The following is a 25201-nucleotide window of genomic DNA, read 5'->3' as shown; positions in this document are numbered from 1 at the left end:
GAGCTTTATGAACTATAAAATTATTCCCGTTACCGCATTTAGCCAGAACTGTACGCTGATCTGGTGTGATGAGACACGTCAGGCAGCGCTGGTCGATCCCGGCGGCGAAGCGGAAAAACTGCAGGCGGCGGTGGCGGAAGCCGGCGTGACGCTGACGCAAATTCTGCTGACCCATGGCCATCTTGACCACGTTGGCGCTGCGGCGGAGCTGGCCGAGCACTATCAGGTGCCGATCTACGGCCCTGACAAGGAAGACGCCTTCTGGCTCGACGGCTTGCCGGCGCAAAGCCGCATGTTTGGGCTGGAAGAGTGTGCGCCGCTTACGCCAACCCGCTGGCTGGCGGAAGGCGATACGGTGCAGGTCGGTGCAATGACGCTGAAGGTACTGCATTGCCCGGGGCATACGCCGGGGCATATCGTTTTCATCAACGATCGCACTCGTCTGGCGCTGGTGGGCGATGTGCTGTTCAACGGCGGAGTGGGGCGCACGGATTTCCCTCGTGGCGACCACCAGGCACTGATCAACGCCATCCATGACAAATTACTGCCGCAGGGCGACGACATGGCGTTTATTCCCGGCCATGGACCCATGTCGACCTTCGGTCAGGAGCGTCTGCATAACCCGTTCCTGCGTGAGGAACCGGCAGTCTGGTAATCTGCTAGCGGCAGAAAAACCAAAGGGGCGCATTTGCGCCCCTTTTTAGTTGTCGGCCGGCGATTACAGCACGGCGACGATGGCTTCACACAGTGGCGCCATGTTGTCTGGCGTCATGCCCGCCACGTTGACGCGACCGGAGTTTACCGCGTACACGCCAAACTCATCGCGCAAACGTAGCACCTGTTCTTTGGTCAGGCCGCTGAACGAGAACATGCCGTTCTGGTTGATGATAAAGCTGAAATCCTGCTCTGCGCCTTTTTCCTGCAGGGTATTGACGAACAGCTGGCGCATGCGATGGATGCGTTGACGCATGTCGGTCAGTTCCTGCTCCCAGATGGCGCGCAGTGCCTCATTGCTCAGGATGGTCGCCACCACCGCAGCGCCGTGTGACGGCGGGTTGGAGTAGTTGGCGCGAATTGCCGCTTTCACCTGGCTAAAGGCACGATCGGCGGTGTCGGCATCCGCAGCGACGACGGTGCAGGCGCCTACGCGTTCGTTATACAGGCCGAAGTTCTTAGAGTAAGAGCTGGCGACGATCAGTTCCTGATGCTTGGCCGCAAAAATACGCAGGCCCTGGGCGTCTTCTTCCAACCCGTTGGCAAAGCCCTGGTAGGCGAAGTCGAACAGCGGCAGCCAGCCATTGGCGGCGGAAAGCTCGGCCAACTGGCTCCATTGTTCCGGCGTTGGATCGATGCCGGTCGGGTTGTGACAGCAGCCGTGGAACACCACGACGTCACCGGCCTGTGCCTGTTTCAGGCTATTGACCAGACCGTCAAAGTTCAGCGCATGGTTGTCGGCATCATAATAATCATATTCCAGCACTTCCAGACCGGCAGCGCTGAATACGTTTTTGTGGTTTGGCCAGCTTGGGTTGCTGATCCAGACGCGCTTGGCGCTGGTCTGGTTGGCGATAAAGTCACCGGCAACGCGCAGACCACCGGTGCCGCCTGGCGTTTGCGCGGTGCGCGCACGCTTGTCGGTGATGATGGCGCTGCCTTTGCCGAACAGCAGTTCCTGCGTGCAGGTGGCGAACGCCGGGATACCTTCAATGCCGAGATAATTCTTGGTGGTTTCGTTTTCCAGCAGGTATTGCTCGGCTTTTTTCACGCTGGTCAGCACTGGCGTTTTACCAGTTTCATCTTTATAGACGCCGATACCCAGGTTGATTTTGTTCGGACGGGCGTCCGCGCGGAAAATATCGGTCAAACCCAGAATGGGATCGGCTGGTGCAGCGGTGATCTTTTCAAACATGTCAGATGCTTCCATGGCTTAGAGTTAAGCAGTCAGAGGCATCAGGGTAGCGCCAGTTATGCGCTTTGCCAACCGTTTGCGAGAAAAACACCTCGATCTTGTGATGGGCGCATATTCAGCACAAAAAATGACGCAAAAAGGCTTTCAGGCAGGATAAAAATTTAACCGGAGGGCGGAAAACAAAAACAGGGCCGAAGCCCTGTTTTATTAACTTGTCCGGCAGCGAACCGCCGTTAAGCGAGTAACGAATTAGAACTGGTAAACCAGACCAACAGCAACAACGTCGTCGGTAGAGATGGCGTTGGCTTTGGTGAATTCGTTGTCGTCCAGCAGGTTGATTTTGTAATCAACGTAGGTAGACATGTTTTTGTTGAAGTAGTAGGTGGTACCTACAGAAACGTATTTAACCAGATCCGCATCGCCGCCATTGAAGGTTGCGTTGTTAGCAGAACGGCCAGCCAGTTGCTTGCCTTTGGACTGCAGGTAAGACACTTCTGGACGCAGACCGAAGTCGAACTGGTACTGTGCGGTGACTTCGAAGTTCTGGGTTTTGTTAGCGATGGCGTTGGACGCTTCGCCGTAAGGAGTCATGTTACGGGTTTCAGAGTACATGGCTGCCAGGTACACGTTGTTGGCGTCGTATTTCGCGCCCACGGTCCATGCATCAGCCTTGTCGCCGCCAGCGGTAGAGTTGCGGGTCTGGGCATCGGTACGGTCGGAAGATGCGTATGCCGCACCCACGCTCACGCCGGAATCCAGGATGTCATAGGTAGAAGACAGGCCCCAACCGTCGCCGTTTTGTTTCTTCAGCGCGCGACCGTCGTTTTCGTTTTTGCCCTGGTACTGAGCAGCAAAGTTCAAGCCGTCAACCAGACCGAAGAAGTTGTTGTTACGATAAGTCGCAACGCCGTTGGTACGGCCGGTCATAAAGTTGTCGGTAACGGTGTAAGTATCGCCGCCGAACTCTGGCAGCATATCGGTCCAGCCTTCTACGTCATACAGAACGCCGTAGTTACGGCCGTAATCGAATGAACCGTAATCAGCGAATTTCAGACCTGCGAAGCCCAGACGAGTCTTGGTGCCTTCGGTGCCTTGAGATTCAGCGTGGTTAGCTTGCACGTTGTATTCCCACTGGCCGTAACCGGTCAGTTGGTCAGTAATCTGGGTTTCACCTTTGAAGCCGAAACGAACGTAAGATTGGTCGCCGTCGTCGCCTTTGCTGTCAGAGAAGTAGTGCAGGCCGTCAACTTTACCGTACAGATCCAGCTTGTTGCCGTCTTTGTTATAGATCTCAGCTGCGTTTGCTGCACCAGCAGCCAACAGAGCTGGAATTACCACTGCAAGAATGTTGCGCTTCATCATTATTACCCTCATTGGTGTTATTCGGACACCTTGCCACTGCCGCCAATAATTCTTTTGGAACTATTGTTGATAGATTGGTGTCGTCCTGTGTCTGCACGCAGTGTTCCATTCACCGTCGGGTTAATCTAGAACGAAAATGCTACTAATATCGTAATCAGGTTTCAATGGGAAACAATGTGTAACTAAATATTAATGAAAGGGAACTTTGTGACGCAGGTCAATAATAAAAAATGCGAAAGGCCAGCGATGCTGGCCTTTGTTTTGTAACAAAATGGTGTCGAAACTGTTTAGCGTCGTTAATTAGAAGCTGGCGTTTCGTGGCGTGCGCGGGAATGGAATCACATCACGAACGTTCTGCACGCCGGTCACATAGGCGATTAAACGTTCAAAACCGAGGCCGAAACCGGAGTGCGGAACGGTGCCGTAACGGCGGAGATCGCGATACCACCAGTAGTCTTCCTTGTTCAGACCCATCTCTTCCAGACGCTGATCGAGCACGTCAAGGCGTTCTTCACGCTGCGATCCGCCGATGATTTCGCCGATTCCCGGTGCCAGAACATCCATCGCCGCGACGGTTTTGCCGTCTTCGTTCATACGCATATAGAAGGCCTTGATGTCCTTCGGATAATTCTTGACCACTACCGGTGCCTTGAAGTGTTTCTCGGCCAGATAACGCTCGTGTTCAGATGACAGATCAATGCCCCAGGACACCGGGTTTTCAAAGGTTTGACCGGACGCCAGCAGGATCTCGACGGCGTCGGTGTAATCAACCTGGGCAAAATCAGAGGTAACAAAGCGTTTCAGACGTTCAACCGCGTCTTTATCTACCCGCTCTGCAAAGAACTGCATATCATCGGCACGTTCATCAAGCACGGCCTGGAAGACATACTTCAGCATGCTTTCCGCCAGGCCGGCGACGTCATCCAGCGAGGCGAAGGCCACTTCCGGTTCAATCATCCAGAACTCGGCCAGGTGACGGCTGGTGTTGGAGTTTTCCGCACGGAAAGTTGGGCCGAAAGTGTAAACTTTTGACAACGCACAGGCGTAGGTTTCGCCGTTCAACTGGCCGGAAACGGTCAGGAAGGCCTCTTTACCGAAGAAGTCCTGGCTGAAGTCGACAGCGCCCTTATCGTCGCGCGGCAGGTTTTCCAGATCCAGCGTGGAGACGCGGAACATTTCGCCGGCACCTTCGGTATCGGACGCGGTAATCAGCGGCGTGGATACCCAAAAATAGCCGTTTTCATGGAAGAAACGATGGATCGCCTGCGCCAGCGTATGGCGTACGCGTGCGACTGCGCCGATCAGGTTGGTGCGTGGGCGCAGGTGGGCCACTTCGCGCAGATACTCAATGCTGTGACGCTTGGCAGCCATTGGATAGGTATCCGGATCGTCCACCCAGCCGACCACCTTGATGGCGGTCGCTTGCAGCTCAAAGCTCTGGCCTTCGCCAGGGGAGGCCACTACCTTGCCGGTCACTTCAACCGAACAACCGGTCGTCAGGTGCAACACTTCATCCTGATAATTCGGCAGAGAATTATTAACGACGGCCTGTAACGGATCAAAGCAGGAGCCGTCATAAACGGCGAGGAAGGAGATACCAGCTTTAGAATCTCTCCGGGTACGTACCCAGCCGCGCACGGTGACTTCACTGTCAACCGCAGCACGCCCTTGCAGCACGTCGCATACAGGCACTACGCTCATAGATTTCTCTCTTTAATTGATTTGATGAAGAAATAGCTTACCACCCAAGAAAATGGGGATGAGACTATGTTACTTGCCGCGGTGCAGAGCACAAGCAGAAATCACCAGATTGGTGCAACATTTCTTGCACTTCGGCGATGGCGTTGATGCAGTGACTAAAGAAGCAGGAAAAAGCCGGCGTGACGGGGTCAGCCGGCGGTACTTCAACTGGCCTTTTTCACCAGCGGCAAGTCAAAGGCCTTGCGCAGTGCCTTGACAAACGCCTGGTCCTGGCAAATGGTCTTGCCCGGGCTGTCAGACAGCTTGGCGACCGGTTTGCCTTTACACTCCACCAGTTTGATGACGATATTCAACGGCTTGACGTCGGGAATATCGCAGGTGAGGCGGGTGCCGATGCCGAACACCAGATTGATGCGCTGATAAAAGTGGCGATACAGCGCCAGCGCTTTGTTCAAATCCAGATTATCGGAAAACACCAGCGTTTTACGCATCGGATCGATGCCGAGCTTCTGGTAATGGGCGATGGCTTTTTCGCCCCATTCAAACGGATCGCCCGAGTCGTGGCGCAGCCCCTGATAGCGTTCGGCAAACTGCGGACCGAAATCGCGCAGGAAAGCGTCCATGGTGATGCAGTCGGTGAGCGCAACGCCCAGCTGATCCGGGTATTCATCCAGCCAGGCTTGCAGCGCAGCGCGTTGGCTATTGGCCAGCACCGGGCTGATCTGCTGATGCGCCTGGAACCATTCGTGCGCCTGGGTACCGACCGGCGTCAGGTCTAGCCGGTGCGCCAAATCGTAGTTACTGGTGCCGACGAGATAAGGAAATTCCTGTTTTAACGTACTGACGATCGTCTGCTGTACCTCTTGCGAGAAGCGCCGGCGGGTACCAAAGTCCATCAGTTTGAACCGGGAGATGTCCAGATCACCGGCCAGCTGCTTGAACTGTGCCAGCTTGGCACGCAATTGCACGACCGCCTCGTCCGGCGTCACCTGCGGGGAGCGGTGACGATGCACTACTTCGCTTATTACCGCCAGCAAGGGAACTTCCCACATGATCACTTCACGCCATGGCCCGGCAATACGGATTTGCAGGTGTCCATCGCGGTCATCAATGCTGACCTGCTGCGGGTCATAGCGGAAGTTGCGCAGCCAGTTTAGATAATCCTGGCGGAAAAACGGCAAACCGGACAGATACTGGTATTCGGCATCGGTCAGTGCCAACTGGCTCATCAGCGCGACTTGCGCACGGATCTCGTCGGCATATTCACCCAGCAGCTCGTCTCCGCGGCAGCGGAACTCCGCCGCGACGGTGATCGCGGGATAGCGATGGAACACTGCTTGCTGCATATGAAGCTTGTAGGCATCAGTATCAAGCAGTGATGTCAAAATCGGGGAGGCGTATTGAGTCATAGCGCGTTACAGCATCCTCGTCAGGCGCGTGTCCAAATCTGGATATACCCATCATGTTTCAAACGCTATCTCTCTATATAGAGAAGAGAGGCGATCGCTGCGTTTACCCTGGTCACGGCCTGAGCCGTGCCTTTGAGGATCCGCCCGCTGTCGCGAAGCTGCTTGCGTCATGGGGTATGCTCACAAAAGAGCGAGGAGTATACCCGGATTATCCTGTTATTGAAGCGCCATCACACCATAAATTACCGCACAGGGTCGAGGATTAAACGTGCGCTTGCCGGGCACGCCGCCGCAGCAGCAAAAGTAAAAGCCAGATAAACCAATAAAGTGAGGAACTTAGTCGAATTAGCGATAGAAATTATAAGGTTAATTATTTTAAACAACTGATTTTATCCGCCTTACCGGCGCGGCATTTTTTGTGCTGAGACGCAACATCGCTGCCATGCCGTTGCGGGGGGCTCTGGCACCGTCATCATTGCGACATTAAATGCTGCATATTGCGCAGAGTGCCGATGACACCGCTGGCTGGCGGATGATGAATGATGATCCGCTTCTAATTTCTGCTTGCCACCGCGGGTCGTCTCTGGGTTTTTTTTGTGGCTGTGATACAGTTTATTCACAATCGGGCCCGCGGGGCTCCCGTACGCCGCTGCCGCCACGCCGAGCGGCCAGGCGTCGGCCCGCCACCTGTAACTCACTGAGACGTCAAAGGGTTTGTATGACACAACAGCCACAGGCGAAGTATCGCCACGATTATCGCGCGCCGGATTACACCATTACCGACATTGATCTGGACTTTGAACTGCATGCGGAAACCACGCGCGTGACCGCCGTTAGTCAGCTCAAGCGCCAGGGTGCGGCCGGTGCGTCACTGGTACTGGACGGGGAAGATCTGACGCTGGTGAGCCTGCAGATCGATGGGCAGCCGTGGAGCGCCTACCGCATTCAGGATAACCAACTGCATATTGACGAGCTTCCAGAGCAATTCACCATGACTATCGTCAACGATATTCATCCGGCAAAAAACAGCGCGCTGGAAGGGTTGTATCTGTCTGGTGAGGCCTTGTGTACCCAGTGTGAAGCCGAAGGCTTCCGACACATTACCTATTATCTCGATCGCCCCGACGTGTTGGCGCGTTTCACCACCCGTATCGTGGCGGACAAACAGCGTTATCCGTTCCTGTTGTCCAACGGCAACCGCATCGATCAGGGCGAACTGGCTGACGGCCGCCACTGGGTAAAATGGCAGGATCCGTTCCCCAAGCCGTGCTATCTGTTTGCGCTGGTGGCCGGCGATTTCGACGTGCTGCAGGACAGCTTCATTACCCGTTCCGGCCGTCAGGTGGCGCTGGAACTGTTTGTCGATCGCGGTAATCTGGATCGCGCCGACTGGGCGATGACTTCGCTGAAAAACGCCATGAAATGGGACGAAACCCGTTTCGGTCTGGAATACGACCTCGACATCTATATGATCGTCGCGGTGGATTTCTTTAATATGGGCGCGATGGAAAACAAAGGGTTAAATATTTTTAACTCTAAATATGTGCTGGCGAAGGCCGAAACGGCCACCGATAAGGACTATTTGAACATTGAAGCGGTGATTGGCCACGAGTATTTCCATAACTGGACCGGCAACCGGGTAACCTGTCGCGACTGGTTCCAGCTCAGCCTGAAAGAGGGGCTGACGGTGTTCCGCGATCAGGAGTTCAGTTCGGATCTGGGGTCACGGGCGGTAAACCGTATCGACAACGTGCGGGTGATGCGCGGCGCGCAGTTTGCCGAAGACGCCAGCCCGATGGCACATGCCATTCGCCCGGACAAAGTGATCGAAATGAACAACTTCTACACCCTGACGGTGTATGAGAAAGGGTCGGAAGTGATCCGCATGATGCATACCCTGCTGGGTGAGCAGAATTTCCAAAAGGGCATGCAGCTGTATTTTGAACGTCACGATGGCAGCGCGGCCACCTGCGATGATTTTGTGCAGGCGATGGAAGACGCCTCCAACGTCGATCTGTCGCTGTTCCGTCGTTGGTACAGCCAATCCGGCACGCCAACGCTGACGGTGCGGGACGAATACAACGCCGAGCATCAGCAGTATCGTCTGCACGTCGGCCAGCACACGGCGCCGACCGCCGATCAACCTGAGAAGCTGCCGCTGCATATTCCGTTGAACATCGAACTGTATGACAGTGAAGGGCAGGTGATTGCGCTGCAGAAAGATGGCCTGCCGGTTAACAATGTATTGAACGTGACCGAAGCGGAACAGACTTTTGTCTTTGATGGCGTTGAGCATCCGCCGGTACCTTCGCTGCTGCGTGAATTCTCGGCGCCGGTGAAGCTGGATTATACCTACAGCGACAAGCAGCTGACCTTCCTGATGCAGCATGCGCGTAACGATTTTGCCCGTTGGGATGCCGCGCAGAGCCTGCTGGCCACCTACATCAAACTGAACGTCGCCAAATATCAGCAGAAGCAGCCGCTCAGCTTGCCACTGCACGTGGCCGACGCGTTCCGCGCGGTGCTGCTGGATGAGAAACTGGATCCGGCACTGGCGGCGCAGATCCTGACCCTGCCGTCAGAAAGTGAAATCGCCGAGCTGTTTACGGTCATCGATCCGAGCGCGATCGCGGCGGTGCATGAGGCCATAACCCGCTGCCTGGCGCAAGAAATGGCCGACGAATGGCTGGCGGTCTATCACCACAACAAGACCGACGGCTATCGGGTCGAACATGGCGACATCGCCAAACGTGCGCTGCGTAATACCTGTCTGCACTACCTGGCCTTTGGTGATGTGCAACAGGCGGATAGCCTGGTGGCTGAACAGTTCAAGCACGCCGATAACATGACCGATTCGCTGGCGGCACTGGCAGCGGCGGTGGCGGCGCAGTTACCGTGTCGTGATGCGTTGATGGCCGCGTTCGACGAGCGTTGGCATCAGGATGGTCTGGTAATGGACAAATGGTTTGCGCTACAAGCTACCAGCCCGGACGCCAACGTACTTGCCACGGTGCGCAGCCTGCTGCAACATCGTTCGTTCAGCCTGAGCAACCCGAACCGTACCCGTTCGCTGGTGGGCGCCTTTGCCGCAGCCAATCCATCGGCGTTCCACGCCGTAGACGGTAGCGGCTATCAGTTCCTGGTAGAAATCCTCAGCGATCTGAACACCCGCAATCCGCAGGTGGCAGCGCGTTTGATCGAACCGTTGATCCGCCTCAAGCGGTACGATAGCGGGCGTGAGGCGCTGATGCGCCAGGCGTTGGAGCAGTTGAAGGCGCTGCCAAACCTGTCTGGCGATCTGTTTGAGAAGATCAGCAAGGCGCTGGATGCCTGATCGACGCCACCCTGTGGCCTGATTGAGAGTAAAAATGCCGTTCGGTTAACCCTGAACGGCATTTTTTATTGATGACAATGGCCGATGTTTCAATTCGCTGCGTGCCGCGGGAACTGGTGCGCCGCCGGCGGTGACAATACCCGTTCCAGTACCTGTGCTTCGAGTTCCGCCAACTTCGCCGATCCCTTACGGCGTGGACGCGGCAGATCGATGGTCAAATCCAGCCCAATCCGGCCTTCCTCAATCAGTAGCACTCGATCGGCCAAGGCGATCGCCTCACTGACGTCGTGGGTCACCAGCAGCACGGTAAAGCCATGCTGTTGCCACAGGCTTTCGATCAGTCCCTGCATTTCAATACGCGTTAATGCATCGAGTGCGCCCAGAGGCTCATCCAGCAGCAGCAGACGCGGGCGGTGGATCAGCGCACGTGCCAGCGCGACGCGTTGCTTTTGTCCGCCGGACAGCGCGGCTGGCCATTCATGAGCGCGATCGGCCAGTCCTACCGTTTCCAGTGCCTGTTGCGCATCTTCACGCCAGTCGCCGTGTAAACCGAGTCCGACGTTATCGATGATCTTTTTCCACGGTAGCAGCCGGGCGTCCTGGAACATTAATCGGGTATCATCCCGGGCACTGTCGAGCGGGGCGTTGTTACCGGTCAACAGCTCGCCGCTGCTGGCTTTTTCCAGCCCGGCCAGCAGGCGTAGCAGCGTGCTTTTTCCGCAGCCGCTGCGTCCTACCACCGCGACGAATTGCCCGGCGGTAATGCGCAGTTGCACATTTTCCAATACCGTGCGGTTTCCATAACGTTTCTCGATGGATTGCAGTGTGACCGGCGTACCTTGGGGAATGCGGGTGGGCGTCGTCGTCATGGTGCTTCTCCGTGTTTCAGTTGATAGGCCGGGTGCCAGCGCAGCCAGACGCGCTCAAGCAACTGGGCGCTGAGATCCGCCAGTTTGCCGAGCACGGCATACAGCACGATCGCCACCACCACGATGTCGGTTTGCAGGAACTCGCGGGCGTTCATCGCCAGATAGCCAATGCCGGAATTGGCGGAAATGGTTTCGGCGACGATCAGCGTCAACCACATAAAGCCGAGCGCAAAACGCACGCCAACCATAATCGACGGCAAGGCTCCGGGCAGTACCACCTGGGTGAACAGCCGGAAACCGCTGAGACCGTAACTGCGAGCCATCTCCAGCAGGCCGCGATCGATATTTTTGATGCCGTGATAGGTATTCAGGTAGATCGGGAACAGGGTGCCCAGCGCGACCAGAAAAATCTTGGCGGACTCATCAATACCAAACCACAGGATCACCAGCGGGATCAGGGCCAGATGCGGCACGTTACGGATCATTTGCACCGAACTGTCCAATAGCCGTTCTCCCCAGCGTGACAGACCGGTAATAAAGCCCAGCACCAGACCAAGACTGCCGCCGATGCTAAAGCCGATAAACGCGCGCCAGCTGCTGATGGTCAGGTGTTGCCATAGCTCGCCGCTTTTAGTCAGCATCCAGAAGGCACCGATCACGGCGCTGGGGGCTGGTAGAATGCGGTTCGACAGCCAGCCGACGTCGACCGAAAGCTGCCAGAATGCGACTAGTGCTACCGGCAGTGCCCAGGGTGCCAGGCGGTATAGCAGACGTTGTATATTGTTTGCCATGGGGCGATCCTCAGCTCTGGGCCGCCTTCCGCGGCACGTAAATATTCGCAATCGCTTCACCCTGCGCCTTGACCGCGCGCAATGGCGTTGGTGCTTCGTTGTTGGTCAAATCCAGGTGTGGGAACAGCAGTTCGCCGACGCGATAGGCCTCTTCCAGATGCGGATAACCGGACAGAATAAAAGTATCGATACCCAGATCGGCATATTCCTGTATGCGCGCCGCGACCGTCGGGCCGTCGCCGACCAGTGCGGTGCCTGCCCCGCCGCGAACCAGACCGACGCCGGCCCACAGATTGGGGCTGATTTCCAGATTGTCTTTTTTGCCGCCGTGCAGTTCTGCCATGCGTCGTTGACCGACCGAGTCAAAGCGGGCAAAGGCTTGTTGCGCATCGGCGATGGTCTGTTCGTCCAGATTGGCGATCAGCCGATCGGCGGCGCGCCAGGCCTCCTCGGTGGTTTCACGCACGATGACGTGCAGCCGAATGCCGAAACGTACCTTGCGGCCTTTCGCCGCCGCTTTGGCGCGCACCTGCTCCAGTTTTTCCCTGACCTGGGCCGGCGGTTCGCCCCAGGTCAGGTACAGTTCAACCTGATCGGCTGCCAGATCTTGCGCGGCCTCAGAGGATCCACCGAAATACAGCGGCGGTCGTGGCTGCTGCACCGGCGGGAACAGCAGTTTGGCCCCCTTAACCTGAATATGCTTGCCCTGATAATCAACGGTTTCGCCTTCCAGCACCTTGCGCCAGATATGGGTGAATTCCGCTGAAGCTTCATAGCGTTGCTCATGGTCCAGGTGCAGCCCTTCGGCTGCCAGCTCTTCGGGATCGCCGCCGGTTACCAGATTGAACAGCGCACGACCGTTGGAAAGCCGATCCAGCGTGGCGGCCTGACGTGCCGCCAGGGTCGGTGAAATAATGCCGGGGCGCAGTGCCACCAGAAACTTCAGCCGCTGGGTGACCGGGATCAGCGAGGCGGCCACCAGCCAAGAATCCTCGCAGGAACGCCCTGTTGGGATCAGTACCCCGCCAAAGCCCAGTCGATCCGCCGCTTGGGCGATCTGCTGCAAATAACCGTAATCGACGCTGCGGGCACCTTCGGAAGTACCCAGATAATGGCCGTCCCCGTGGGTGGGCAAAAACCAGAAAACGTTCAGACTCATGATTTATTCTCCTGTATCACTGGGCGCTGGGCAGCCAGACGCGTTGCGAAATATCGACCTTGATCGGTACCAGACGGTTGGCATAGAACAGATCGGCGGTCTGCTGTTGTGCTTTGATGATTTGCGGGCTGAGCTGGGCGATCGCCGTTGGTGGGCGATGCTCCAGATAGGTGGCAATCACCGGTTCCGGCAGTCCCATCGCCCTGGACAGCAATGTGACGCTTTGTGCCCGATCGCTGCGGGTGAGAGCATCGGCCTGCGTCAGCACGTTCAATATCTGTTGAATAAAGGAACCATGGGCTTCGGCATAGGGACGCGCTGCCAGATAGAACGAACCGGTCTGGTTGAGATTGCTGCCGTCGACCAGTACCTTCACGCCGCCTTGCAATAACGCGGCAGAATAATAGGGATCCCAAATCGCCCAGGCGTCTACGTTGCCTTGCTGGAAGGCGGCGCGAGCATCGGCCGGCGTCAGATACACCGGCTGAATATCGGTGAACTTCAGGCCGGCGCGCTGTAACGCCCGTAGCAGCAGATTGTGCGAGCTGGAGCCTTTCTGGAAGGCAACCTTGCGGCCCTTCAGTTCGGCGACGTCTTTGATTGGGCTGTTTTCCGGCACCAGAATCACTTCTGCCTTCGGTTTTGCCGGCTCGACGCCGACGTACAGCAGATCGGCGCCGGCCGCCTGGGCAAAGATCGGCGGTATATCGCCGGTGCTGCCCAAATCGATGCTGCCAACGTTCAATGCTTCAAGCATTTGCGGGCCTGCGGGGAATTCTACCCAACTGATGTTGACCTTGGGGAAACGCTGCTCAAGCATCTGGTGGGTTTTGGCCAATACCAGGCTAACCGAGCCCTTTTGGTAACCGATACGCAACTGCTGCGGTTCATTTTGCGGTGCTGCGGCCGCGAAGCTGGTTGTTGCCAGTGCCAGCAGCCCGGCCAGGGGGGCGCCGCCAAGCCAGCGGCGTAGGGAAGAAAATCGCTTCATCATTACTCCTGATTATTGTATCGGCTTTATGCGGTTTGCCCGGTCAGTAACGCCGACTTGGCCTTGAGCGTGGGCGGCTTGCGGCGGCCTAGCGCCAGATAAAAACTCTCCAGCGCTTCTTCCAGCCGCAGGGAAACGCTTGCTGTCAGCGTTGCCTCACTGCCGTTCAGCGCGATCTGGCTGTCATCGGCGAATACCCCATGCAGCACTTCCTGTGCTTTCAGCGCCGCCAGTACCGGCTTGAGCGCATAGTCCACTGCCAGCATGTGGCCAACCGAGCCGCCGGTGGCCAGTGGCAATACCACCTTGTGCTCAAGTGCACGCTCAGGCAGCAGATCCAGCAGGGTTTTCAACGCGCCGGAGAATGAGGCTTTGTACACCGGCGTGGCGATCAACAGGCCGTCAGCTTGCGCCAGCTGTTCGGCAAAGGCCTTTACCGCCGGGCTGGCGAAGTTGGCATACAGCAGATCGTCGGCGTCAAAGTCATGCAGGTTATACGCGACGACGTCCACGCCTTGTTGTTGTAACCAATGCTGGCTGAGCGCCAGCAACGCCGCAGAACGTGATGGAATGCGTGGGCTGCCAGCCAGTGATATAACGCGCATGACCACTCCTTATAACTAAAAGTTAGGTTTAATTAATAAATTATCGGTAAGCGTTCTAAAACTAACAGCAAAGACGCGCGTTGTTTAAATCTCATTTTTTGCTTTTGTTATGCGCAAATGTGCATTGGCGGCGCAACCTACGGCGGCAGGGAAACGGTTGCGTAAAAAAGACCTTTTTTGCGTTTAATCAATTCCAATTACCCAGGGGATCCCGGATAATACGCCCCCGGTTTGCAACGCTACCCAACCGCAGGCAGGCGACGCGGGTAGGGTGGGCGACCAACAAACACACAGCGTGAAGCATGCTGGTCATCACCGGGAAATCAGGAGCGTACATGTACTACCCCCTCATCAGGAAAGCGTTGTTCCAGCTCGATCCAGAGCGAGCACATGAATTGACCTTTCGCCAGCTGCGTCGTGTAACCGGCAGTCCATTAGCATTTCTGGTCCGCCAATCGGTGCCGACCAAGCCGGTGAGCTGCATGGGGCTGTCGTTTAAAAATCCGTTGGGCTTGGCTGCCGGTCTGGATAAAGACGGTGAATGTATAGATGCCCTGGGCGCGATGGGATTTGGCTTTATCGAAGTCGGGACCGTAACGCCGCGCCCGCAGTCGGGCAATGACAAGCCGCGCCTGTTCCGCATCGTTGAGGCCGAAGGGCTGATCAACCGCATGGGGTTCAACAACCGCGGCGTGGATAACCTGGTTGAAAACGTCAAACGTTCCCATTTTGGTGGCATTCTGGGGATTAATATCGGCAAGAATAAAGATACGCCGGTTGAACAGGGCAAAGACGATTATCTGATCTGCATGGATAAAGTTTATCCGTATGCCGGTTATATTGCGATCAACATTTCCTCGCCAAATACGCCAGGGCTACGATCCTTGCAGTATGGTGAAGCGCTGGACGATCTTTTAGCCGCAGTTAAAAATAAGCAGGCAGAATTACATGCGCGCCATCACAAATATGTGCCGGTGGCGGTAAAGATCGCGCCGGATCTTACTGAAGAAGAATTGATCCAAATAGCAGACAGTTTGCTGCGCCATAATATTGACGGCGTTATTGCCACCAATACCACGCTGGATCGCAAACTGGTGCAGGGCTTGAATTACTGTGAGCAAATGGGGGGCTTGAGTGGCCGTCCTTTACAGTCGCGCAGTACCGAAGTGATCCGCCGACTGTCACAGGAGTTGCAAGGCAAGCTGCCTATTATCGGCGTCGGCGGGATTGATTCTCTGACCGCGGCACGAGAAAAAATAGCGGCCGGGGCAACGCTGGTGCAAATTTATTCCGGATTTATCTTTCACGGCCCACGTTTGATTAAAGATATCGTTACGCATATCTAATATTTTTCCTTTCATTTGTTGCCGGGGGGGTTTATTTCTTCCCCCGGCTCGTCTATATTTTGTCCGTTAGCATAAATATCGTTCGCAGATTTATCCGATGTTTAAGTGGCTTTTATGGTGATAAAATCATCTTTTGGGGTAAATACGGCGTTGGCTTGTGGCGAAAAGGGATAAACGATGAAGATAAAACCTGACGATAATTGGCGTTGGTATTTTGACGCCGAACACGATCGGCTGATGCTCGATTTGGCCAATGGGATGATCTTTCGTTCACGCTTTCCGGCCAAAATGCTAACCCCGGACGCGTTCGCCGAATGCGCATTTTGCGTTGATGACGCCGCACTGTATTTCACTTATGAAGAACAGTGTAAGCAAATCAAACTCAGTCACGAACAACGGGCCGAGCTGGTACTAAATGCGTTGGTGGCGTACCGTTTTCTAAAACCCCTGATGCCCAAGAGCTGGCATTTCGCCCAGCAGCATTTTCCGTTACAGCCGAAAAACGGCGAGCTGGCGGCGGTCAAAGTGATGGAAAGCGGCGAAGACGCTCGCCTGCTGGTGGTGGAAGCCGGCGACAACGCCAGCCTGTGTCTGCTGGCGCAATATCAGCTGTCAGTGGCTGGCCGTACCATGGTGCTTGGCGATGCCATCAAGGTGATGCACGATCGCCTCAAGCCCTGCTCGCAGGATAACGCAGCCGCGCCTGCCTACGATCGGGCGGTATGATTACGCTAGCTTGACATCGGTTTTAGGAATACAGCTGCAAGACAGTATGGTGCCGTTATTCGCCACCGCGCTTTTCTTCAGCGGTGCCACTTCGCCACCGATCAGCTTCAACCGACAGCTGCCGCAGATACCCGCCCGGCAAGAATAGGGTATATGCAGCCCTTGCTGTTCCAACTGCTCCAACAGAATTTGCTGATTATTCCCGCTGAACACCGTTCCCTGGTAGTCAATGGTCACCTGCCGCGCATTGTCCTGCGGCGCCTGTACGCTTTCGACCACCGCACCTGCACCATACGGGCGTGGCGGTTTGCTTGATAATACTTCTAGCGCGTCGCCAACGCGAATCACGCCACTGTTGCGCGCAATCATGTTTTGACCGAAATCGACATCACCGTTATCCGCCGTGCGGAATTGTTGCAGCGTACTCAAGGGTTCACCACTCGGGTGCCTGCGCCCACGCTCGGTGCTGACGGTGGTCAATACGCAGCGACTGCACGGTTTGACCAGATCGAACATCACCTCGCCAACGCGGATCACCTGCCAGCCGTCTTCGGCCCACGGGCTGGCGCCGCTGACCACCAGATTGGGGCGAAACTGCTCCAGTCTGATACTGCCGGGGCAGCGTTGCTGCAGATCGTGGAATGAGCCTTCATTAATCAGCAGGAACGGATAGCCGTCGGCGAATGACAGCGGGATTTCCGGGTGTTTTTTTACCCGACGGCTAAGTTGCGGCCCCAGCCAGCGCAGCTGTACGTCGCGCTGGAAATAGCCGCTGAGCCATTGGTTGATCGCAGGCGGCGCAATGGGCGCAGTAAAGTGGTTGCCCCAGACTTCGGTCGGTTGCCCATCGTCACTGAAATCGCTGAAACGAACGGTGGCACTTGCGCCGTCCGGCGCGGCCAGGTAGAGACCGTCGGCCAGCAGGGCCGGCGTGAACAGCACCATCTGCGGATATTGGCGGGCGGTAATAAAGGTGCCATCGGGCGTGGTGATCATAAAGCTGCGGTCAAACGCCAGGCCATGGCTGGCAACCTGCGCATGCGACAGCCGTAAGCTACGCATGGATTTAACCGGATGTATATAAAGCCTGGATAGCGTGATCATCCTAATCTGCCTATTGTTAATTAGGGAAAAAGGCAACTTTATGACAAGCGATGGGGTTTAGCCATAGCGATTATGCAACCAGCGGCAGCTTTGCGAGCGGTGAAGCGCCGGCGCATCTCCTCCTGACAGCGTCAAGCGCTGGCGTAATAGGCGCACCCATCCCTGCCGCCTCAATGCAACGCGGATTATTTAGGGTATAATGCGCGACAATTTTCTTTTTGGTGATAAGTACGATATGAACTCTCTGTTTGCCAGCACGGCGCGTGGACTGGAAGAACTGTTAAAAAGCGAACTCGAACGGCTTGGCGCTCACGGCTGCAAAGTGGTGCAGGGTGGGGTACATTTTCAGGGTGACGATCGTCTTCTGTACCAAAGTTTACTGTGGAGCCGCCTGGCTTCGCGCATTCTGCTGCCGCTGAATGAATTCCGCGTGCACAGCGATCTGGACCTTTATCTTGGCGTTCAGGCGATCGACTGGACGGAAATCTTTGACGTTGAAAGCACCTTCGCCGTGCATTTTAGCGGCGTCAACGAAGAGATCCGCAATAGCCAGTACGGGGCGCTGAAAGTGAAAGATGCCATTGTTGACAGCTTCACGCGCAAAATTGACCGTCGTCCGACGGTGGCAAAGCAACAGCCGGACATCCGCATTAACGTGTTCCTGCAGCGCGATATGGCCAGCGTGGCGCTCGATCTGAGTGGTGAAGGCCTGCATCAGCGCGGTTACCGCGATCTCACCGGCCAGGCGCCGCTGAAGGAAAACCTCGCCGCCGCCATTGTACAGCGCTCCGGTTGGCAGCCGGGAACGCCAATGCTCGATCCGATGTGCGGTTCTGGCACTCTGCTGATTGAAGCGGCGATGATCGCGGCGGATCGTGCCCCTGGTCTGCACCGTCAGCACTGGGGGTTCAGCGCCTGGCATGGCCACAAGCCGGATCTGTGGCGCGAAGCGGTGACTGAAGCCCAGGTACGCGCGCGGCGCGGCCTGCAAGATACCACCTCGCGCTTCTTTGGTTCGGATATTGACCGTCGGGTAATCGAGATGGCGCGCGCCAACGCCCGGCGTGCCGGCGTCGCTGAATTGATCACCTTTAACGTTAACGACGTCAGCAAAGTAACCAATCCGCTGCCGGAAGGCCCGTTCGGTACCGTGGTCAGCAACCCGCCTTACGGCGAACGTCTGGAAAGCGAACCGGCATTGATTGCGTTGCACAACATGCTTGGCCGCATTATGAAAAGCGCCTTTGGCGGTTGGCAACTGTCGTTGTTCAGTGCGTCGCCAGAGCTGTTGAGCTGTCTGCAATTGCGTGCCGAACGCCAGTTCAAGGCCAAAAATGGCCCGTTGGACTGCGTGCAGAAGAACTACCAGCTGGCGGCCAATCCGCAGGGCAACGGCGGCCTACAGGTGGCCGAGGACTTCGCCAACCGCTTGCGCAAAAATCTCAAGAAACTGGATAAATGGGCGCGGCAGCAGGGCATTGAATGCTATCGCCTGTATGACGCCGATTTGCCGGAATACAACGTGGCGGTGGATCGCTACGGCAGCAAAGTGGTGGTGCAGGAGTACGCGCCGCCAAAAACCGTCGATGCGCAGAAGGCGCGTCAGCGTCTGTTCGATGTGATTAACGCCACGCTGGCGGTGCTCGATTTGCCGTCTAACCAACTGGTGCTGAAAACCCGCGAGCGGCAGAAGGGCAAAAACCAGTATGAAAAACTGGCGCAGAAAGGAGAGTTTTTGCTGGTGGAAGAGTACAACGCCAAGCTGTGGGTCAACCTGACCGACTATCTTGACACTGGCCTGTTCCTCGATCACCGTATTGCCCGCCGCATGCTCGGCGAGATGAGCAAGGGCAAGGACTTCCTCAATCTGTTCGCCTATACCGGCACCGCCAGCGTGCACGCCGGCCTGGGCGGCGCGCGCAGCACCACCACGGTGGATATGTCGCGCACCTATCTGGAGTGGGCAGAGAAAAACCTGCGTGCCAATGGCCTGACCGGGCGACAGCACCGTTTGATACAGGCCGATTGCCTGTCTTGGTTACATAATGCCGACGAACAGTTCGACGTGATCTTTATCGATCCGCCGACGTTCTCCAACTCCAAGCGTATGGAGAACACCTTTGACGTTCAGCGCGATCATCTCGCGCTGATGAAAGATTTGAAACGGTTGCTGCGTCGCAACGGGACCATCATGTTCTCGAACAACAAGCGCGGTTTCCAGATGGATCAGGCCGGTTTGCAGGCGCTGGGGCTGGAAGCGAAGGAAATTACCGCCCAGACGCTGTCGCAGGACTTTGCCCGCAACCGTCAGATTCACAACTGCTGGCTGGTGACCCATGCCGGCGAAGGAAAATAATTACTATGTCGTTAATTAGCATGTCCAGCGCCTGGCTGTCTTTCAGCGACGCGCCGCTTTTGGATAACACCGAAATTCACATTGAAGACAACGAACGCGTTTGTCTGGTCGGGCGCAATGGCGCCGGCAAATCGACTTTACTCAAGATCCTTGGCAAGGAAATCCCGCTGGATGACGGCCGGGTGATTTACGAGCAGGATCTGATCGTGGCGCGTCTGCAGCAGGATCCGCCGCGCAACATTGGTGGTACGGTGTTCGATTTCGTTGCCGAAGGGGTGGCGGAACAGGCCGAACATCTGAAAGCCTATCACGCCATTTCGCACCTGGTGGAAACCGATCCGAGCGAGAAGAACCTGGCGCGCATGGCGCAGATTATGGAAATTCTCGATCACCAGGGGCTGTGGCAGCTCGACAGCCGCATCGGTGAAGTGCTGGCTCAACTGGGCCTGAACGGCGATGCGCAGCTTTCCTCGCTGTCCGGCGGCTGGCTGCGCAAGGCGGCATTGGGTCGGGCGCTGGTGAGTTCTCCGCGCGTGCTGTTGCTGGATGAGCCGACCAACCACCTGGACATTGAAACCATCGACTGGCTGGAAGGTTTCCTGAAGGAATTCCAGGGCAGCATTGTGTTTATTTCGCACGACCGTTCCTTTATTCGCAACATGGCGACGCGCATTGTCGATCTGGATCGCGGCAAACTGGTTTCCTGGCCGGGCGACTATGACCTCTATCTGACCAGCAAAGAAGAAGCGCTACGGGTGGAGGAGCTGCAAAACGCCGAGTTCGATCGCAAGCTGGCGCAGGAAGAAGTGTGGATCCGTCAGGGGATCAAGGCGCGTCGTACCCGCAACGAAGGGCGCGTGCGCGCACTGAAGGCGCTGCGTAACGAACGCTCTGCACGCCGTGAAGTGATGGGTACCGCCAAAATGCAGGTGGAAGAAGCGGTGCGTTCCGGCAAGATTGTGTTTGACCTGGAAGACGTCAATTATCAGGTTGGCGGCAAAGTGCTGGTGCGCAATTTTTCTGCGCAGGTGCAGCGCGGCGATAAAATTGCCCTGGTTGGCCCGAACGGCTGCGGTAAAACTACCTTGCTGAAACTGATGCTTGGTCAGCTGAAAGCCGACAGCGGCCGCGTGCACTGCGGCACCAAACTGGAAGTGGCCTACTTCGATCAGCACCGTGCCGAACTGGATCCGGAGCGGACGGTGATGGACAACCTGGCCGAAGGCAAGCAGGAAGTGATGGTCAATGGTCGCTCGCGACACGTGCTGGGCTATCTGCAAGACTTTCTGTTCCACCCGAAACGCGCCATGACGCCGGTGAAGGCGCTGTCCGGCGGCGAGCGCAATCGCCTGCTGCTGGCTCGTCTGTTCCTTAAACCAAGCAATCTGCTGATCCTCGATGAACCTACCAACGATTTGGACGTCGAAACGCTGGAACTGTTGGAAGAGCTGATTGACGGCTATCAGGGGACGGTGCTGCTGGTCAGCCACGATCGCCAGTTCGTTGATAACTCTGTTACCGAGTGCTGGATCTTCGAAGGCAACGGTGAGATCGGTACCTTCGTCGGCGGTTATTACGATGCGCATCATCAGCGCGCGACCGCCAAGCCGATTCGTCAGGCCGCGCCGGTGAGTCAGAACAAACCGGTAGAGAAAAAAACCGAGCAACCGAAGAAACCTGCTGCCAAACTGAGCTATAACCTGTTACGCGAGCTGGAACAATTACCGCAACGCCTGGAACAGCTGGAAGCCGAGATTGAGGCATTGCAGGCGCAGGTTGGCGATGCAAGCTTCTTCTCGCGGCCGCATGCGGAGACGCAACGGGTATTGACCGATTTGGCGGCGGCGGAAGGGCGTCTGGAAGAAGCCTTTGCGCGCTGGGAAGAGCTGGAAGCGATGAAAAACGCCTGAGACAAATAAATGTGCCCGCACGCTGCTGCGGGCTATTTTGTGCTATCGACCTGAGGTCGGGGGAGGAATAGGGTGTGTTCCCAGCAAAATCATATGCAGCATAGTCATGCGAGCAACGGCGAGCAGCCGCAGGAGGGCCTGATGTTATGCCCGCAGTGCGACATGCTGGTGGCCTTGCCGCCGTTGACCTATGGCAGCAAGGCGGTGTGTCCGCGTTGCAAAACGACGCTCAGCGCCCGTTGGGAAGAGCCGCGCAAACGTCCTATCGGCTACGCCCTCAGCGCCCTGTTTATGCTGCTGTTAGCCAATATATTTCCCTTCGTGAATATGCGCGTTGCCGGCATCGGCAACGAAATCAAACTGATCCAGATCCCGCAGGTGATGGTGGCCGAAGATTACGCCAGCATGGCCACGTTGTTTATGGTGTTTGTCCAACTGATCCCGGCGTTTTGCATGTTGGCGATTATCTTGCTGTGCGCCAGGGTGCGGATGCCGGTGCGCCTGAAAATCTGGATGGCCAAGGTGCTGTTCCAGTTCAAAACCTGGTGCATGGTGGAAATTTTCCTCGCCGGCGTGCTGGTGAGTTTCGTCAAACTGATGGCGTATGGCGATATCGGCGTTGGCAGCAGTTTTATACCCTATTGCCTGTTCTGTCTGTTGCAGGTGCGCGCCTTCCAGTGCGTCGATCGCCGCTGGCTGTGGCAGGATATCGAGCCGGCGCCGCAGATAACGCGGTCGGTGTCCGTCGGCCAGGCAGGCATTGGCCAGGGGCTACGCTCCTGTTCCTGCTGCACCGCGATTTTGCCGGCTGAACAGTTGCAATGCCCACGCTGCCATACCAATGGCCATGTCCGTCGGCAGCACAGTCTGCAATGGACGCTGGCGCTGTTGTTTACCTCGCTGATTCTCTACGTGCCGGCGATGCTGTTGCCGATCATGGTGACCGAGGCGCTGGGCAACAAAATGCCGTCGACGGTGATGGCTGGGGTGATCCTGCTGTGGGGCGAAGGTTCCTACCCGGTGGCGATGGTGATCTTCATCGCCAGTATCATGGTACCGACGCTGAAAATGGTTGCTATCGGCTGGCTGTGCTGGGACGCCAATCGCCAGGGCAAACCGCGGGCTGACAGCGAACGGATGCATCTGATTTATGAAGTTGTTGAGTTCGTTGGCCGCTGGTCAATGATCGACGTGTTTGTGATTGCCGTGTTGTCGGCATTGGTACGTATGGGACAATTGATGAGTATTTATCCTGCTACTGGCGCGTTGCTGTTCGCCATGGTGGTGATCCTCACTATGTTTGCTGCCATGACGTTTGATCCCCGGCTGACCTGGGATCGCGTAAATGAAACAATAAAGAAGGAGCCGCAAGGTGACGGAAAATAATCATAGCGTCGCGGATATTGAAAAGATCAAACGCTGGTCGCCGGTGTGGATTATTCCCATCGTCACGGCGCTGATTGGCGCATGGATCCTGTTTTATCACTTTAGCCACCAGGGGCCGGTGGTGACGTTGTACACCACCACCGCAGAAGGGCTGGAAGCCGGTAAAACCCGAATCAAAAGCCGCAGCGTCGACGTCGGTACGGTAGAAAGCGTGACGCTGAGCGAGGATTTGAGCAAGGTGCTGATTCAGGCTCGCTTGAACTCCGGCATGGAAAAACTGCTGCGGCAGGATTCCGCCTTCTGGGTGGTGAAGCCGCAAATAGGCCGGGAAGGGGTTTCCGGCCTTGGCACTTTGTTGTCCGGCGCCTATATCGAGTTGCAACCGGGCAGCAAAGGCAAAGAGGGTAAAGAGGAATACCAACTGCTGGATGCACCGCCGTTGGCGTCGCCTGATGCCAAAGGGCTGCGCATCGTACTGGACAGTGACAAGTCCGGTCAGTTGAATGCCGGCGATCCGGTACTGTTCCGCGGCTATCGCGTCGGCTCGGTAGAAACCAGCTATTTCGATCCCAAACTGCGCGCGATGCGTTATCAGCTGTTTATCACCGCGCCTTACGATCAACTGGTGACCAGCAACGTGCGCTTCTGGAAGGACAGCGGCGTGGCATTCGACATGTCGGCGCAGGGCATGCGGGTTGAAATGGGCTCGTTGGCGACGCTGTTCAGCGGTGGCGTCAGCTTTGACGTACCGGACGGCTGGGAACGTGGCGTCAAGGCGCAGGAAAAGGCAGAATATCAGCTGTACGACAGCCAGCGCAGCATTCAGGATTCGCTGTACACCGTGCATAAAGATTACCTGTTGTTCTTCTCTGATTCGGTTCGTGGCCTGCAACCGGGGGCACCAGTTGAATTCCGCGGCATCCGTCTGGGCACCGTGGCGCAGGTACCGTTCTATAAACCGGGGATGGAGCAGCGTCTGGACAGCGATTACCGCATTCCGGTGCTGATCCGCATTGAACCGGATCGCTTCCAGAAGCAGCTCGGCGAAAACTTCGACATGGAAAAGCACCTGAAAGACGCCGAAGCGCGTGGTATGCGCGCTGCGTTGAAGTCTGCCAACCTGCTGACCGGCTCGCTGTATATCGATCTGGATTTCTATCCACAGCAAAGCGCCTGGAAAGGGCCGCGTGAATTGTTCGGTTATCCGCTGTTGCCAACTACCAGCGGTGGGCTGGCGCAGATACAGCAGAAACTGATGCAGACGCTGGACAAGATCAATGCGATGCCGCTGAACCCAATGATCAATGAAGCGACCAAAACGCTGTCGGAAAGCCAACGCACCATGCGTGAGACGCAGCAGACCATGAAGTCGCTCAATGACATCATTGCCAGTAAGGCGATGAAAGATCTGCCGCAGGATATGCAAAAAACATTGCAGGAACTGAATCGCAGCATGAAAGGTTTCCAGCCTGGCTCTCCTGCCTACAATAAGATGGTTGGCGATATGCAGCGTCTGGATCAGGTATTGCGTGAACTGCAGCCGGTGCTGCGCACCTTGAATGAAAAGAGCAACGCGTTGGTATTTGAAGCCGCGACGAGCGACGATCCTCAGCCGAAGAAGGCCAAAAAATGATGAAATGGATTCCCGTAGCCCTGGCGCTGTTACTCGGCGCCTGTAGCAGTACGCCACAGAAAACCTACTATCAGCTGCCGGCGCTGGCGGCGCCGGCGCAGGTCAGCGCGACCACCGCATCGCGCCAGCTGTGGCTGGAGCACGTCAGCGTGGCGGATTATCTGGCGCAGAATGGCGTGGTGTATCAGACCAATGACGTGCAGTACGTCATTGGCCAGAACAATCTGTGGGCCAGCCCGCTGGATCAGCAATTGCAGCAATCGCTGGTCACCAATCTCAGCAACGCATTACCGGGTTGGCTGGTGTCATCACAACCGATGAACAGCGATCAGGATGTGCTGAACGTCACCATCACCGGTTTCCACGGGCGTTATGACGGCAAAGCCATTATTCGCGGCGAATGGGTGCTGAAACATCAGGATCGAGTGATCAAGCGGCCGTTCAATCTGGAGTTGGCGCAGCAGGAAGACGGCTACGATGCACTGGTACGCGCTTTGGCTACCGGCTGGCAGCAAGAGGCGCAGCAGATAGCCGTTCAGGCCGGACGCCTGTAGTGGTTATTCCCCGGGCCGGGCATCCTCGCCAGGTGCCCTACGGAGCGTATAACCTG

At 56.5% G+C, this 25201-nt stretch carries 19 protein-coding genes; 9 read left to right on the top strand and 10 right to left on the bottom strand.

The window, feature by feature from the left end:
• The first annotated feature begins 7 nt into the window (after positions 1-7).
• A complete protein-coding gene (locus NYE85_RS18815) occupies positions 8-655 on the top strand; it encodes an MBL fold metallo-hydrolase (protein WP_259006211.1) in 648 nt (215 codons plus the stop codon).
• Positions 656-718: 63 nt separating this feature from the next.
• Here NYE85_RS18815 and NYE85_RS18810 read toward each other — a convergent pair whose 3' ends face one another.
• From NYE85_RS18810 to pncB, 4 genes are all read right to left on the bottom strand, one after another.
• Positions 719-1909, bottom strand: coding sequence for an amino acid aminotransferase (locus NYE85_RS18810; protein WP_259006210.1), 1191 nt, complete (start codon positions 1907-1909; stop codon positions 719-721).
• 249 nt (positions 1910-2158) lie between these two features.
• Positions 2159-3271 carry a porin OmpC gene (gene ompC, locus NYE85_RS18805; RefSeq protein ID WP_309600874.1) on the bottom strand — a complete coding sequence of 371 codons (1113 nt, stop codon included), beginning with the start codon at positions 3269-3271 and terminating at the stop codon, positions 2159-2161.
• Between the two features lie 300 nt (positions 3272-3571).
• Positions 3572-4972: an asparagine--tRNA ligase gene (gene asnS, locus NYE85_RS18800; RefSeq protein ID WP_259006209.1), complete on the bottom strand. Its 1401-nt coding sequence runs from the start codon at positions 4970-4972 to the stop codon at positions 3572-3574.
• Between the two features lie 203 nt (positions 4973-5175).
• Positions 5176-6381: a nicotinate phosphoribosyltransferase gene (gene pncB, locus NYE85_RS18795; RefSeq protein WP_259006208.1), complete on the bottom strand. Its 1206-nt coding sequence runs from the start codon at positions 6379-6381 to the stop codon at positions 5176-5178.
• Positions 6382-7099: 718 nt separating this feature from the next.
• Between pncB and pepN the strand changes: the two genes are divergently transcribed.
• Entirely contained in the window at positions 7100-9715 is a 2616-nt protein-coding gene (gene pepN / locus NYE85_RS18790; protein WP_259006207.1) for an aminopeptidase N, read from the top strand.
• Positions 9716-9804: 89 nt separating this feature from the next.
• On the opposite strand, the gene ssuB is transcribed toward pepN, so the two are convergent.
• The 5 genes from ssuB to ssuE are packed head-to-tail and all read right to left on the bottom strand — an operon-like array spanning position 9805 to position 14130.
• Positions 9805-10584 (bottom strand): aliphatic sulfonates ABC transporter ATP-binding protein, encoded by a 780-nt coding sequence (gene ssuB / locus NYE85_RS18785; RefSeq protein ID WP_259006206.1) that lies wholly within the window; start codon positions 10582-10584, stop codon positions 9805-9807.
• Positions 10581-11375 carry an aliphatic sulfonate ABC transporter permease SsuC gene (ssuC, locus tag NYE85_RS18780; protein WP_259006205.1) on the bottom strand — a complete coding sequence of 265 codons (795 nt, stop codon included), beginning with the start codon at positions 11373-11375 and terminating at the stop codon, positions 10581-10583. Before ssuC ends, ssuB begins: the two co-directional genes overlap by 4 nt.
• A 10-nt stretch (positions 11376-11385) precedes the next feature.
• Positions 11386-12534 (bottom strand): FMNH2-dependent alkanesulfonate monooxygenase, encoded by a 1149-nt coding sequence (gene ssuD / locus NYE85_RS18775; RefSeq protein ID WP_259006204.1) that lies wholly within the window; start codon positions 12532-12534, stop codon positions 11386-11388.
• A gap of 16 nt (positions 12535-12550) precedes the next feature.
• Complete coding sequence (locus NYE85_RS18770) at positions 12551-13525, bottom strand: sulfonate ABC transporter substrate-binding protein (protein WP_259006203.1); 975 nt, start codon at positions 13523-13525, stop codon at positions 12551-12553.
• Positions 13526-13551: 26 nt separating this feature from the next.
• Positions 13552-14130 carry an NADPH-dependent FMN reductase gene (gene ssuE / locus NYE85_RS18765; protein WP_259006202.1) on the bottom strand — a complete coding sequence of 193 codons (579 nt, stop codon included), beginning with the start codon at positions 14128-14130 and terminating at the stop codon, positions 13552-13554.
• Between the two features lie 335 nt (positions 14131-14465).
• Here ssuE and pyrD point away from each other — a divergent pair, with 335 nt between their 5' ends.
• Positions 14466-15476 carry a quinone-dependent dihydroorotate dehydrogenase gene (gene pyrD / locus NYE85_RS18760; RefSeq protein WP_259006201.1) on the top strand — a complete coding sequence of 337 codons (1011 nt, stop codon included), beginning with the start codon at positions 14466-14468 and terminating at the stop codon, positions 15474-15476.
• Between the two features lie 177 nt (positions 15477-15653).
• The gene (locus NYE85_RS18755; RefSeq protein ID WP_004964723.1) at positions 15654-16202 is read left to right on the top strand and encodes a cell division protein ZapC; all 549 of its coding nucleotides are present in this window, start codon (positions 15654-15656) and stop codon (positions 16200-16202) included.
• Here NYE85_RS18755 and NYE85_RS18750 read toward each other — a convergent pair whose 3' ends face one another.
• The gene (locus NYE85_RS18750; protein WP_259006200.1) at positions 16203-17306 is read right to left on the bottom strand and encodes a YcbX family protein; all 1104 of its coding nucleotides are present in this window, start codon (positions 17304-17306) and stop codon (positions 16203-16205) included.
• Positions 17307-17541: 235 nt separating this feature from the next.
• Between NYE85_RS18750 and rlmKL the strand changes: the two genes are divergently transcribed.
• The 5 genes from rlmKL to pqiC all read left to right on the top strand — a co-directional run bounded on the left by rlmKL (position 17542) and on the right by pqiC (position 25145).
• Positions 17542-19662: a bifunctional 23S rRNA (guanine(2069)-N(7))-methyltransferase RlmK/23S rRNA (guanine(2445)-N(2))-methyltransferase RlmL gene (gene rlmKL / locus NYE85_RS18745; RefSeq protein WP_259006199.1), complete on the top strand. Its 2121-nt coding sequence runs from the start codon at positions 17542-17544 to the stop codon at positions 19660-19662.
• A gap of 5 nt (positions 19663-19667) precedes the next feature.
• Positions 19668-21572, top strand: a complete 1905-nt coding sequence (locus tag NYE85_RS18740; protein ID WP_259006198.1) for an ABC transporter ATP-binding protein — start codon at positions 19668-19670, stop codon at positions 21570-21572.
• A gap of 93 nt (positions 21573-21665) precedes the next feature.
• The gene (gene pqiA / locus NYE85_RS18735; RefSeq protein ID WP_259006197.1) at positions 21666-22958 is read left to right on the top strand and encodes a membrane integrity-associated transporter subunit PqiA; all 1293 of its coding nucleotides are present in this window, start codon (positions 21666-21668) and stop codon (positions 22956-22958) included.
• Positions 22945-24591 (top strand): intermembrane transport protein PqiB, encoded by a 1647-nt coding sequence (pqiB, locus tag NYE85_RS18730; protein WP_259006196.1) that lies wholly within the window; start codon positions 22945-22947, stop codon positions 24589-24591. Before pqiA ends, pqiB begins: the two co-directional genes overlap by 14 nt.
• A complete protein-coding gene (gene pqiC / locus NYE85_RS18725) occupies positions 24588-25145 on the top strand; it encodes a membrane integrity-associated transporter subunit PqiC (protein WP_259006195.1) in 558 nt (185 codons plus the stop codon). The genes pqiB and pqiC overlap by 4 nt, the downstream gene beginning before the upstream one ends.
• Positions 25146-25201 lie beyond the last annotated feature (56 nt).

Source organism: Serratia sp. AKBS12, assembly GCF_024793895.1.
Taxonomy (GTDB): Bacteria; Pseudomonadota; Gammaproteobacteria; order Enterobacterales; family Enterobacteriaceae; genus Serratia_F.
Note: the sequence above shows the minus strand (reverse complement) of the source record. Positions and strands in the feature narration are given on the sequence as shown.